Below are 11,953 nucleotides of genomic sequence, written 5' to 3'. Positions count from 1 at the left end.
CATGAACATCAATACCTCGCCTGATCAGATCATCCGAAGCTCGGCCCAGGTGACGCCGGGCTACATGTCCGGCTTCGGCAACAGCTTCGAGACCGAGGCGCTGCCGGGCGCGCTGCCGATCGGCCGCAATTCGCCGCAGCGCTGCGCCTACGGGCTTTACGCCGAGCAGCTTTCGGGTTCGCCCTTCACGGCACCGCGCGGCAGCAATGAGCGCTCCTGGCTCTACCGCATTCGCCCTTCCGTGAAGCATTCCGGACGCTTCGAGAAGGTCGATGCCGGCCTGTGGCGTTCGGCGCCGTGCCATGAATACGATCTGCCGATCGCGCAGCTGCGCTGGGACCCGACGCCGCTGCCGAAAGACGAAGTCACCTTCGTCCAGGGCGTGCAGACGATGACGACGGCCGGTGACGTGAATACGCAGGTCGGCATGGCCGCGCATGTCTATCTCATCACCAAATCGATGGTGGACCAGCACTTCTACAATGCCGACGGCGAGCTGATGTTCGTGCTTCAGCAGGGAAACCTGCGGCTCGTGACCGAGTTCGGCCGCATCGATGCCGAGCCCGGCGAGATCGTGGTAATCCCGCGCGGCGTCAAGTTTCGCGTCGAGATTCCGAATGGTCCGGCGCGCGGATATCTCTGCGAGAACTATGGCGGCGCCTTCACGTTACCGGAGCGGGGGCCGATCGGCGCGAACTGCCTCGCCAACGCGCGCGACTTCCTCACGCCGGTGGCAAACTACGAGGACAAGGACACGCCGACCGAGCTGTTCGTGAAATGGGGCGGCTCGCTGTTCAAGACGCAGCTGGCCCATTCGCCGATCGACGTGGTCGCCTGGCATGGCAATTATGCGCCGTACAAATACGATCTGCGCACCTTTTCGCCCGTCGGCGCGATCGGCTTCGATCATCCGGATCCCTCGATCTTCACGGTGCTGACCTCGCCGTCGGAAACGGCTGGTACCGCGAATATCGACTTTGTCATCTTCCCCGAGCGCTGGATGGTTGCCGACAACACCTTCCGCCCGCCCTGGTACCACATGAACATCATGAGCGAGTTCATGGGTCTCATCTACGGCGTCTACGACGCCAAGCCGCAGGGCTTCGTCCCGGGCGGCATGTCGCTTCACAACTGCATGCTGCCGCACGGCCCGGATCGCGATGCCTTCGAGCACGCCAGCAATGGCGAGCTGAAGCCGGTCAAGCTGACGGGCACCATGGCCTTCATGTTCGAGACCCGCTATCCCCAGCGCGTGACAGCGCATGCCGCAAACGCGTCGACGCTTCAGGACGACTACGCGGATTGCTGGAAGGGGCTGGAGAAGCGGTTCGACCCGAACCGGCCGTAGTCTCCTAGTCCGCCTCCCTCCGTCATGCCCGGGCTTGTCCCGGGCATCTACGTGCCAGCACGCATTCGAAAGATCGTGGATGGCCGGGACAAGCCCGGCCATGACGGTCTCAAGCTCGGAGAGTCAAGTGCCCCACCCCAACGACCCCAGCCTCCGCTCCTTCATCGAGGTCGATCCTGCCTCCGACTTTCCGATCCAGAACCTGCCCTACGGCGTGTTCTCGACGGCGGCCAATCCGACGCCGCGCGTTGGTGTCGCGATCGGCGATTATGTGCTCGATCTCTGGGAGCTGGAGCAGGACTCCCGCCTCGATGTCGGGCCGCTCGGCGTGTTCTCCGGTCCCGCGCTCAACGCCTTCATGGCGCTTGGGCCGAAGGTCTGGACAAGGACGCGGGCGCGGATCAGCGAGCTCTTGCGCCACGATCATCCGGAGCTGCGCGACAACGAGGAGCTGCGCAAAGCCGCGCTGGTGCCGATGCGCGATGCAAGACTGCACATGCCGTTCGCGGTCTCCGGCTACACCGATTTCTACTCGTCGAAAGAGCACGCCACCAATGTGGGCGTGATGTTCCGCGGCAAGGACAATGCGCTGCAGCCGAATTGGCTGCATATGCCAATCGCCTATAACGGCCGCGCCTCCACGGTCGTGGTGTCAGGCACCAAGGTGAAGCGCCCGCGCGGGCAGCTGAAGCCGCCGAATGTCGAGGTGCCGAGCTTCGCACCATGCAAGCGGCTCGATTTCGAGCTGGAGATGGGCGTCGTGGTCGGCCAGCCCTCAGCCATGGGCGGCATGCTGACCGAGCAACAGGCCGAGGACATGATCTTCGGCTTCGTGCTGCTCAACGACTGGAGCGCGCGCGACATCCAGCAATGGGAATATGTGCCGCTCGGACCGTTCCTGGCCAAGGCATTCGCGACCTCGATCAGCCCATGGGTGGTGACGCGCGAGGCGCTGGAGCCGTTCCGCCTGAACGGACCGGCGCAGGAGCCGGTGCCGCTGGATTATCTCAGGCAGGGCAAGCCGCAGAACTATGATCTGGAGCTCGACGTGTCGTTGCGCGCCGCCGGCGCCAACGCGCCCGCCACCATCAGCCGGACCAACTTCAAATACATGTACTGGTCGTCGGTGCAGCAGCTGATGCACCACGCGTCCTCTGGCTGCGCGATGAATGTCGGAGATCTCCTCGGCAGCGGCACCATTTCCGGTCCGGGAAAGAACCAGCGCGGCAGCCTTTTGGAGATCAGCTGGAACGGCACAGAGCCGGTCGAATTGCCCGGCGGCGTGAAGCGTTCGTTCCTGGAAGACGGTGATAGCCTCGTGATGCGCGGCTGGTGCCAGGGCAACGGCTATCGCGTCGGCTTCGGCGAAGTCGAGGGGACGATTCTAGCGACGGAGTAGGCCTACCGCTTTTCCGGCGGCACGTCCTTGACTCGCGCGCAATGTGCGGCGACATCTTCCGCGCTGTACTTCAAATGCACCCGCTTGTCGGATGGCGCCTGTTTGGTCGTGCACACGCCCGGCCGCCATTCCTGCGTGGGGCGGATCGGGCGCGGGGCAAAGCCGCCGCCGCAGTTCGGGCAGACGTTGGAGAGTTTCGTCTCGACGCAATCCGCGCAGAACGTGCATTCATAGGAACAGATCCGCGCATTCGTTGCCTCAGGCGGCAGGTCGCGGTCGCAATATTCGCAGTTCGGTCGAAGCTGGAGGGCCATGGCTGAATCTCCCGGATTGATGGGATCATCGCAGATCGTGCAAGCGGCGCGAAACGGCGTAGTTCCCTCGATTTCAGCCAGGCTTCAAATCCTTCAGCGGCAGCTTCGAGCTCTCCTTCAGCCGGTCCAGCACGATCGACGAGCGCACATGCGCCACGCTCTGGTGCGGCATCAAGACATCGTTGACGAGGTTGGAGAGGCCCTTGAGATCGCGCAGCACGGCCTTGAGCACGTAATCCGCGTCGCCCGTCAGCGAATAGGCTTCCTGGATCTCGTCGATCCGGTTGACCAGCGTTCGAAACCGCTTGGAATTGTCAGGCGAGTGGGTCGCAAGTCCGACCTGGATGAAGGCGATCACGCCGAAGCCCAATGCCTCGCTCGAGAGATCGGCGTGATACCCTGCGATGACCTTCTCCTCTTCCAGCCGCATCCGCCGGCGCGAGCATTGCGAGGCCGAAAGCCCCGCGAGCTCCGCAAGCTCCTGGTTGGTGAGGCGGCCGTCATCCTGGAGTGCGCCCAGGATCCTGAGGTCGAAGGCATCCACGGAAATCATGCAAATTTTGTCCAATTCGTGCACGGATCGTGCATAGGATAGCGAAATCGCGTCTGATTTGCACGATCATTGCGCGCCCCATGAAGGATAGTTCTATCAGCCGCAACCTGGAGAACACCATGGGTCCGTTTCCGCACGATGCACCGCCGGCCACCATCAGCGCCGACAATCCGATGGGCACCGACGGGTTCGAGTTCGTCGAATATGCGCATCCCAATCCGCAGGAGCTGCACGATCTGTTCAAGCTGATGGGCTATGCGCCCGTCGCGCGCCACAAGACCAAGGCCATCACGGTCTATCGCCAGGGCGACATCAACTATCTCGTCAACGAGGAGCCGGGCACCCACGGCACCGAGTTCGTCGCCGCGCACGGTCCGTGTGCGCCGTCGATGGCGTTCCGCGTGGTCGATGCCAAGGCGGCCTATGACCGCGCGATTGCGCTCGGCGCCGAGCCGGCGGAAGCCTCATCCGCGCAGAAGACGCTGGATGTGCCCGCGATCAAGGGCATCGGTGGCAGCCTGCTTTATTTCGTCGATCGCTATGGCGCCAAGGGCTCGGCCTATGATGCGGAGTTCGAATGGATCGGCGCGCGCGATCCGCGCCCCGCAGGTGCCGGCCTGTTCTATCTCGACCACCTCACCCACAACGTCCATCGCGGCCGCATGGATGTCTGGACCGGCTTCTACGAAAAGCTGTTCAACTTCCGCCAGATCCGCTTCTTCGACATCGAGGGCCGCGCCTCCGGCCTGTTCTCGCGCGCGCTGACCAGCCCGGACGGCAAGATCCGGATTCCGATCAACGAGGATGCCGGCGATTCCGGCCAGATCGAGGAATACCTGACGATCTATCGCGGCGAGGGCATCCAGCACATCGCCTGCGGTTGCCGCGACATCTACGGCACGATCGAGGGCCTGCGCGCGGCCGGCCTGCCGTTCATGCCGTCGCCGCCCGCGACCTATTTCGAGAAGATCGACGCGCGCCTGCCCAAGCACGGCGAGGACGTCGCGCGCTTGCTGAAGAACGGCATCCTGATCGACGGCGAAGGCGTGGTCGACGGTGGCCAGACCAAGGTGCTGCTGCAAATCTTCTCGGCCAACGCGATCGGCCCGATCTTCTTCGAGTTCATCCAGCGCAAGGGCGACGACGGCTTTGGCGAGGGCAATTTCAAGGCCCTGTTCGAATCGATCGAGGAAGACCAGATCCGGCGAGGGGTGCTGAAGGTGGAGACGGCGGCGTAAGCGCTGCGTTGCACGCTCGCGCCATCAAACAACAGCCGTCGTCCTGGCGAAAGCCAGGACCCATTAGCCCAGGGAGCGGTCGTCAGGCGATCTGGTAACTCCGAGTCTTCGTCAAACCACGTTTGGTGGTTATGGGTCCTGGCTTTCGCCAGGACGACGACGGAGCGTGGTGCGCCGGCGGAGATCTTACCGCAGCTATCGCCCCGCCTTCCACGCCTTCGTCACTGCGGCGATCTCCGCGCTTTCCGGCTCCCGGATCGTCGACACCGTGCGCGAGAACCTTGGCGCCGGGGCCGGCTGTTTCACACCGTGGCGCTCGATGAAGACGTTGCGGGCGACCATGTGCGGATGCTCGGTCGCTTCCGACATGGTCAGAACAGGCGCGAAGCAGATGTCGGTGCCTTCCATGATCTTGCACCACTCCTCGCGCGTCCTGCTCTTGAAGACGGCCTTCAACTTTTCCTTCAACGCGGGCCAGGCCTTCGGATCCATCTGCGCGTCGAAATCGGCATCTATGAGACCCGCGTGCTCGCGCAGCAGCGCGTAGAACTGCGGCTCGATCGAGCCGATCGAGACGAAGTGGCCGCAGGCGCATTCGTAGACGCCGTAGAAGTGAGCGCCACCGTCCAGGAAGTTCCGGTCGCGTCCTTCGGTCCAGCGACCAAGCGTCTTCATGTCGAAGAAGAATGACATCAGCGATGCCGCGCCGTCGCACATCGCGGCGTCGACCACCTGGCCCTTGCCGGACTTTGATGCTTCCAGCAGCGCTGCGAGCACGCCGACGACGAGATAGAGCGCGCCGCCGCCGAAATCGCCGACCAGGTTGAGCGGCGGCACGGGGGCCTCTTTAGGTCCGATCGCGGCAAGCGCGCCGGTGATGGAGATGTAGTTGATGTCATGGCCGGCGGCGTTCGCCAGCGGACCTTCCTGGCCCCAGCCGGTCATGCGGCCGTAGACGAGCTTCGGGTTGCGCGCGAGCACGACATCGGGCCCGAGGCCAAGCCGCTCCATCACGCCGGGACGAAAGCCTTCGACCAGCGCATCGGCGCCGGCGAGCAGGTCGAGCACCTCTGCGATCGCGACCTTGTCCTTCAAGTCGAGCTCGATCAGCTTGCGGCCGCGGCCCGCCACCGACTTCATGCTCTTCTTCGCGCCGACGCGGTCGAGCGTGACGACGTCGGCGCCCATGTCGGCCAGCATCATGCAGGCGAACGGGCCCGGACCGATGCCGGCGAATTCGACGATGCGGAAGCCTGCGAGCGGGCCGGAGGCGCGGACGGACGAACTCTGGGCTGGTTTATCGAGCACTTTGTTGTTTCCTCGGGTCACGGGCGATGCCGCGGGTTCGGCAGCGCCTTCGGACATTCCTCTTCGGGGCGAGTTAATTGGCTGATTAACTCTTCTCGCCTTCATGCCAGCGAGGCAAGCGCTTTTCATGCATGGGCGCATCAAAAAAGCGGCGCGCATTGCTGCGCGCCGCGGAAGATTTGTGTTCAGTCGCTAGGACGAAACGTCAGCCCGCGGCGGTCACCGCGCGCTGCGCCATCACCTTGACCAGGTTGGCGCGGTACTCAGCCGTGCCGTGGATGTCGGCCAGCAGATTGCTCGCCGAAATGCTGACGCTGTCGATCGCCGACGGCGACCAGTTCGCCTTCAGCGCCGCTTCGATCGCGGGCACCCGCATCACGCCGCTCTGCGATGCGCCGGTCGCGGCAACGCGAACCTCGCCCGACTTGGTCTGTGCCACGAACACCCCGGTCAGCGCGAACCGCGAGGCCGGATGCCGCATCTTCTCGTAACCCGCCTTCGCCGGCACCGGGAACGACACGGCGGTGATGATCTCGCCGTCTTCCAGCGCCGTGGTGAACAGGCCCTTGAAGAAGTCGTCCGCCGTGATCGACCGCTTGTTGGTCTTCACGGTGGCGCCGAGCGCGAGCAAGGCGGCGGGGAAGTCCGCGGCAGGATCGTTGTTGGCGATCGAGCCGCCGATCGTGCCGCGATAGCGCACGGCGGGATCGCCCAGCACCGAGGTGAGATGGGCGATCGCGGGAATCGCCTTCTTCACATCGGCATTCGTCATGATGTCGTAATAGGTCGTCGCGGCCTTGATGGTCAGCACGTCGCCGGAGAGCTCGACGCCCTGCAGCTCCTTGATCTTGCCGAGGTCGATCACGTCCGAGGGGCTTGCGAGCCGCTGCTTCATCACAGGCAGCAGCGTCTGGCCGCCGGCAAGGAACTTCGCTTCGCTGCTCTTGGCGAACAGGCTGGCCGCTTCGTCGACCGAGGAAGCGCGATGATAGGTGGTCTGGTACATCTTGGTTGCTCCTGAAATCTTTTCTCTGTCATTCCGGGATGCGCCGCAGGCGCAGACCCGGAATCTCGAGGTGGAATTCGTGGCTCCAGATTCCGGGTTCGACGCTGTGCGTCGCCCCGGAATGACGATGATGAATGGTCAAGCCGCGTGGATCGTGCGCCACACCCGATCAGGGGTTGCGGGCATTTCCAGATTGTTCTTGCCGATCGCGTCCGTGATCGCATTGATCACGGCCGCCGAGGCGCCGATCGCGCCGGCCTCACCGCAACCCTTGATGCCCAAGGGATTGCCCGGGCAGAGCGTCGTGGTGTGGGAGAGGTTGAACGAGGGCACATCGTCGGCGCGCGGCATGGCGTAGTCCATGAACGAGGCCGTGACCGGCTGGCCGTTGGCGTCGTAGATGGCGTGCTCGAGAAGGGCCTGACCGATGCCCTGCACGAGGCCGCCATGAACCTGGCCTTCCACGATCATCGGGTTGATCAGCCGGCCGAAATCGTCGGCCGCGACGAAGTTGACGAAGGATGTCTTGCCCGTTCCAGGATCGACCTCGAGCTCGCAGATATAGGTGCCGGCCGGGAAGGTGAAGTTGGTCGGGTCGTAGAAGGCGCTTTCCTTCAGGCCCGGCTCCATCCCGTCAGGCAGATTGTGCGCCGTGTAGGCCGCGAGCGCGACCATCGGCAGCGCGATCGCCTTGTCGGTGCCCGTCACCTTGAACTCGCCGTTCTCGATGACGATGTCGGCTTCCGACGCCTCCAGCGCATGCGCGGCGATCTTCTTGGCCTTGGCTTCCATCTTCTCCATGGCTTTGAGAATCGCGGTGAGGCCGACGGCCGCGGAGCGCGAGCCGTAGGTGCCCATGCCGAACTGCACCTTGTCGGTGTCGCCATGGACGATCGAGACTTGGCTGATCGGAATGCCCAGACGCTCCGCGACGAGCTGGCAGAACGTGGTCTCGTGGCCCTGGCCGTGGCTGTGCGAGCCGGTCAGGATCTCGATGGTGCCAACGGGATTGACGCGTACCTCCGCCGATTCCCATAGGCCGACGCCGGCACCCAAGCTGCCGACCGCCTTCGACGGCGCGATGCCGCAGGCCTCGATGTAGCAGGACAGTCCGATACCGCGCAGCTTGCCTTGCGCCTTCGCCTGCGCCTTGCGGGACGCGAAGCCGGCATAGTCGATCGCCTTCATCGCCGCGTCGAGCGAGGCATTAAAGTCGCCGATGTCATAGGCCATGATAACGGGCGTCTGGTGCGGGAACTGGGTGATGAAGTTCGTCTTGCGCAACGCGGCTGGGTCGACCTTGAGCTGCCGCGCGGCCGTCTCCATCAACCGCTCGATCAGGTAGCTCGCCTCCGGGCGGCCTGCGCCGCGATAGGCGTCGACCGGCACGGTGTTGGTGTAGACGCCGATCACCTCAGCATGGATCGCCGGGATGTTGTACTGGCCCGACAGCAGCGTCGCGTAGAGATAGGTCGGTACCGCCGAGGAGAACAGCGACATGTAGGCGCCGAAATTGGCGTAGGTCTTCACCTTCAACCCGGTGATCTTGTTGTTGGCGTCGAAGGCCATCTCGGCATGGGTGACGTGGTCGCGGCCATGCGCGTCGGTGAGGAAGGCCTCGGTGCGGTCGCCGGTCCATTTCACGGGGCGGCCGACCTTCTTCGAGGCCCACAGCGCCACCATCTCTTCCGGATAGATGTAGATCTTGGAGCCGAAGCCGCCGCCGACGTCGGGCGCGATGACACGCAGCTTGTGTTCGGGCGCGATGTTGTAGAACGCCGACAGCACGAGGCGCGCGACGTGCGGGTTCTGCGAGGTCGTGTAGAGCGTAAAGTGCTCTTCGGCGGCATCGTAGTCGGCGATCGCTGCCCGCGGCTCCATCGCGTTGGGCGCGAGGCGGTTGTTGGTGACGTCGAGCTTGACGACATTGGCGGCCTTGGCGAAGGCGGCATCGGTCGCGCCCTCGTCGCCGATCACCCAGTCATAGACCTGGTTGCCGGGAGCCTCGGGATGGAGCTGAGGCGCGCCTGATTTGATGGCGGCATGGACGTCGGCGACCACAGGGAGCTCTTCGTAGTCGACCACGACAGCTTCCGCGGCGTCGCGCGCCAGGTTTTTGCTGTCGGCGATGACGACCGCAACGGCCTGACCGACAAAGCGCACCGTCTCCGGCGCCATCGCGGGCCATGCGCCCATCTTCATCGGGCTGCCGTCCTTGGAGGTGATGGCCCAGCCGCAGATGAGGTTGCCGACCTTGTCGTCGACGATCTGCTGTCCCGTGAGCACCGCGACCACGCCCGGCATCTTCAGCGCGGCGGACGAATCGATCTTCTTCACCTTCGCATGCGCGTGCGGGCTGCGGACGAAATGGGCAAAGGTCATGCCCTGCAATTTGATGTCGTCGACGTACCTGCCCTTGCCGGTAATGAAACGCTTGTCTTCTTTGCGCACGACGCGCGCGCCGATACCTTCAACACCCATGTCTGGTCCTCCCGACCGGAATTGTCTTGACTGCGCTTTCCCTCGAAAGCCGCAGTGGCGGTTCTTTATTCGAGGCGAGCCGCTTTACTCGGCCGCCTGCGAGACCTTCATGCGTCCGGCTGCGTCCAGCACCGCCTTGACGATGTTGTGATAGCCGGTGCAGCGGCAAATATTGCCCTCGAGCTCGGTACGGACCGTGGCTTCGTCGAGCTGGCCGCCATGGCGATGCACGATGTCGATCGCCGACATGATCATGCCCGGCGTGCAATAGCCGCACTGCAGGCCGTGATTGTCGCGAAAGGCGGCCTGCATCGGATGCAGCTCGTCGCCCTTGGCGATGCCTTCGATGGTGGTGACGCTGGCGCCATCGGCCTGGCCGGCCAGCATAGTGCAGGACTTCACCGCCCTGCCGTCCACATGCACGACGCAGGCGCCGCACTGGCTGGTGTCGCAGCCGACATGGGTTCCGGTGAGATTGAGGTGCTCGCGCAAGACATGGACCAGCAGCGTCCGGTCCTCGACATCGACGGCAACGGCCTTGCCGTTCACCGTCATTTTGACTGTAGACACAGAAAATACCTCCCGGGATTGATTTTGATTGTTTCTAATTAGAGACCGCGGGACCCGGACATTGCAACTAGGATTTTGGTCGCCCCGGTCATGGAAAAGTCATCGAACCAGATGGAGGCGCAATGATTTGCGCCGCCGGACGGGTCGTCTCGGGCAGTGCGGTCGGCAGAGGCGTGGGCTGCCAGCGGTCATCCCATCCGCTCGGCATTTGGCCGATAAAGCCCGAAATTGCACGGGCGAGCCGAATTTACCGCCCTTTATTGATTGTGCCCTAGTTTTGCGCATCCGGGTCTGGGGGCGGGGCGCCTCCGGGTCGTGGCTGACGAGAAATAAGTGGGGGTTGGAATGTCCGGGCGTACCGCGTCGCCGTCGAAGCGCAGCATATTTCCGACTCTCAGGTTTCGCGCCAAGATCATCCTCGGCTTTGCTGCGGTGCTGGTGATCTCCGCCGGCAGCATGGCGTTCGCCTATTTCGGCTTCGAGCGGGTTTCATCCGGCGTCGGCTCCTACCGCAGCAGCGTCTCGGAAGCCGATCTCGCCCGCAACATCGACCGTGAGCTGCTCGGCTACCGCTCTGCCGTCAAATTTTTCGTCGTCACCGGCAAGGAGGACGACGCGAAGGCGGCGCTCGACGCCGAGACCGGCCTGAGAAACGCCATCGACCAGGCCGTGAAGGGCGCCAAGTCGCCGGCGCGGCAGGACAGCCTCGACAAGCTCGCCAAGGAATTTGCAAATTTCTCCGCGACCTTTGCCAAGGTCCTCCAGGCCAAGCGCGACAGCACGCTGCTGGTGCAGAACCAGCTGTCGCGCCAGGCCAATCTCCTGAAATACAAGCTCGATGACATCGGCAACAACGCCTCCGATTCCGAGGCGCAGGCGATCGAATTCGGTACCAAGCAGGTCAACTCCCAGTTCCAGACAGCCAGCGCGGCGGCGACCAATTTCGTGCTGACGTCCGACCAGTCGATCGCAAACAGTGCGTTGGCGCGGCTGAAATTCGTCGAGAACTCGCTCGGCGCGGTCTATTCCATGGACGACAAGATCGTCGCCGGCCTGAAGGACGCCAAGGCCATCCTCGTCGCCTATAAGGACGCGCTGGAAAAGCTGATCGCCAATGCCAAGCTGGTCGACGATCTCGTCACCGAGATGAGCGGTTCGGCGGGTGCGATCCTTCGCGGCGCCACCGCCATGAAGGCGGATCTGGTCGCCGAACAGCAGCGGCTCGACACGGAATCGGAAGCGACTATCGGCAAGACCGAGCACCTGGTGCTGATGCTCGCCGTCGGCGGCACGCTGCTGGGCGCCGTCCTCGCCTTCCTGCTCGGCACCGGCATCTCGCGGCCGATGATCGCGATGTGCAAGGCGATGCGCGAACTCGCCTCGGGCAATTTCGATGTCGTTCTGCCCGGCCTCGGCCGCAAGGACGAGATCGGCGAGATGGCCAGTGCCGTCGAGGAGTTCAAGGTTCAGGCCGTGGCCAAGGCGGAGCGCGATGCCGCCGCCAGCGAAGCCCAGAACAAGGAGGCGAGCGCGGCCCGTCGCGCCGAGTTGATCCGCTTTGCGGACGATTTCGAAACCGCGGTCGGGGCGATCGTGTCGAACGTCTCGGCCTCCGCCGTGCAGCTCGAATCGTCGGCCTCCACGCTGACCCGCACTGCGGAGACCACGCAGACCCTGTCGAGCCAGGTCGCCGGCGTCTCCGAGCAGGCCTCCAGCAACATGCAGTCGGTCGCAAC

10 protein-coding genes are annotated in these 11,953 nt (G+C 63.9%); 4 read left to right on the top strand and 6 right to left on the bottom strand.

From position 1 onward, the window contains the following. Position 1: 1 nt before the first annotated feature. Together hmgA and fahA are read left to right on the top strand one after the other, a co-directional pair. A complete protein-coding gene (gene hmgA / locus JQ621_RS33835) occupies positions 2–1,348 on the top strand; it encodes a homogentisate 1,2-dioxygenase (protein ID WP_212241413.1) in 1,347 nt (448 codons plus the stop codon). 127 nt (positions 1,349–1,475) lie between these two features. Further along, the gene (fahA, locus tag JQ621_RS33830; protein ID WP_212241412.1) at positions 1,476–2,747 is read left to right on the top strand and encodes a fumarylacetoacetase; all 1,272 of its coding nucleotides are present in this window, start codon (positions 1,476–1,478) and stop codon (positions 2,745–2,747) included. Between the two features lie 2 nt (positions 2,748–2,749). Here fahA and JQ621_RS33825 read toward each other — a convergent pair whose 3' ends face one another. Together JQ621_RS33825 and JQ621_RS33820 are read right to left on the bottom strand one after the other, a co-directional pair. Continuing rightward, the gene (locus JQ621_RS33825) at positions 2,750–3,061 is read right to left on the bottom strand and encodes a DUF1272 domain-containing protein (RefSeq protein WP_212241411.1); all 312 of its coding nucleotides are present in this window, start codon (positions 3,059–3,061) and stop codon (positions 2,750–2,752) included. A gap of 73 nt (positions 3,062–3,134) precedes the next feature. After that, a complete protein-coding gene (locus JQ621_RS33820; RefSeq protein WP_212241410.1) occupies positions 3,135–3,614 on the bottom strand; it encodes an Lrp/AsnC family transcriptional regulator in 480 nt (159 codons plus the stop codon). A gap of 119 nt (positions 3,615–3,733) precedes the next feature. Between JQ621_RS33820 and hppD the strand changes: the two genes are divergently transcribed. Then, entirely contained in the window at positions 3,734–4,852 is a 1,119-nt protein-coding gene (gene hppD / locus JQ621_RS33815) for a 4-hydroxyphenylpyruvate dioxygenase (RefSeq protein WP_212241437.1), read from the top strand. A 195-nt stretch (positions 4,853–5,047) separates the two neighbouring features. Here the strand turns inward: hppD and JQ621_RS33810 are convergent, their stop codons facing one another. The 4 genes from JQ621_RS33810 to JQ621_RS33795 all read right to left on the bottom strand — a co-directional run bounded on the left by JQ621_RS33810 (position 5,048) and on the right by JQ621_RS33795 (position 10,217). Then, positions 5,048–6,160, bottom strand: coding sequence for a CaiB/BaiF CoA transferase family protein (locus tag JQ621_RS33810; protein ID WP_212241409.1), 1,113 nt, complete (start codon positions 6,158–6,160; stop codon positions 5,048–5,050). Between the two features lie 205 nt (positions 6,161–6,365). Then, positions 6,366–7,166: an FAD binding domain-containing protein gene (locus JQ621_RS33805; protein WP_212241407.1), complete on the bottom strand. Its 801-nt coding sequence runs from the start codon at positions 7,164–7,166 to the stop codon at positions 6,366–6,368. A 138-nt stretch (positions 7,167–7,304) separates the two neighbouring features. Continuing rightward, complete coding sequence (locus JQ621_RS33800) at positions 7,305–9,647, bottom strand: xanthine dehydrogenase family protein molybdopterin-binding subunit (RefSeq protein WP_212241405.1); 2,343 nt, start codon at positions 9,645–9,647, stop codon at positions 7,305–7,307. An 84-nt stretch (positions 9,648–9,731) separates the two neighbouring features. Then, positions 9,732–10,217 (bottom strand): (2Fe-2S)-binding protein, encoded by a 486-nt coding sequence (locus JQ621_RS33795; RefSeq protein ID WP_212241404.1) that lies wholly within the window; start codon positions 10,215–10,217, stop codon positions 9,732–9,734. A gap of 345 nt (positions 10,218–10,562) precedes the next feature. Between JQ621_RS33795 and JQ621_RS33790 the strand changes: the two genes are divergently transcribed. Beyond that, a partial coding sequence (locus tag JQ621_RS33790; protein WP_212241403.1) for a HAMP domain-containing protein occupies positions 10,563–11,953 on the top strand: 1,391 nt, incomplete at its 3' end.

Source organism: Bradyrhizobium manausense (assembly GCF_018129685.1).
Lineage (GTDB): Bacteria > Pseudomonadota > Alphaproteobacteria > Rhizobiales > Xanthobacteraceae > Bradyrhizobium > Bradyrhizobium manausense_D.
This window is presented reverse-complemented; position numbering and strand designations above follow the sequence as displayed.

Bases quoted from the DNA above. Each gene is read 5' to 3' on its own strand.
- JQ621_RS33800 (WP_212241405.1), bottom strand. From the start codon at position 9,647: ATGGGTGTTGAAGGTATCGGCGCGCGCGTCGTGCGCAAAGAAGACAAG.
- hppD (WP_212241437.1), top strand. From the start codon at position 3,734: ATGGGTCCGTTTCCGCACGATGCACCGCCGGCCACCATCAGCGCCGAC.
- JQ621_RS33805 (WP_212241407.1), bottom strand. From the start codon at position 7,166: ATGTACCAGACCACCTATCATCGCGCTTCCTCGGTCGACGAAGCGGCC.
- JQ621_RS33820 (WP_212241410.1), bottom strand. From the start codon at position 3,614: ATGATTTCCGTGGATGCCTTCGACCTCAGGATCCTGGGCGCACTCCAG.
- hmgA (WP_212241413.1), top strand. From the start codon at position 2: ATGAACATCAATACCTCGCCTGATCAGATCATCCGAAGCTCGGCCCAG.
- JQ621_RS33825 (WP_212241411.1), bottom strand. From the start codon at position 3,061: ATGGCCCTCCAGCTTCGACCGAACTGCGAATATTGCGACCGCGACCTG.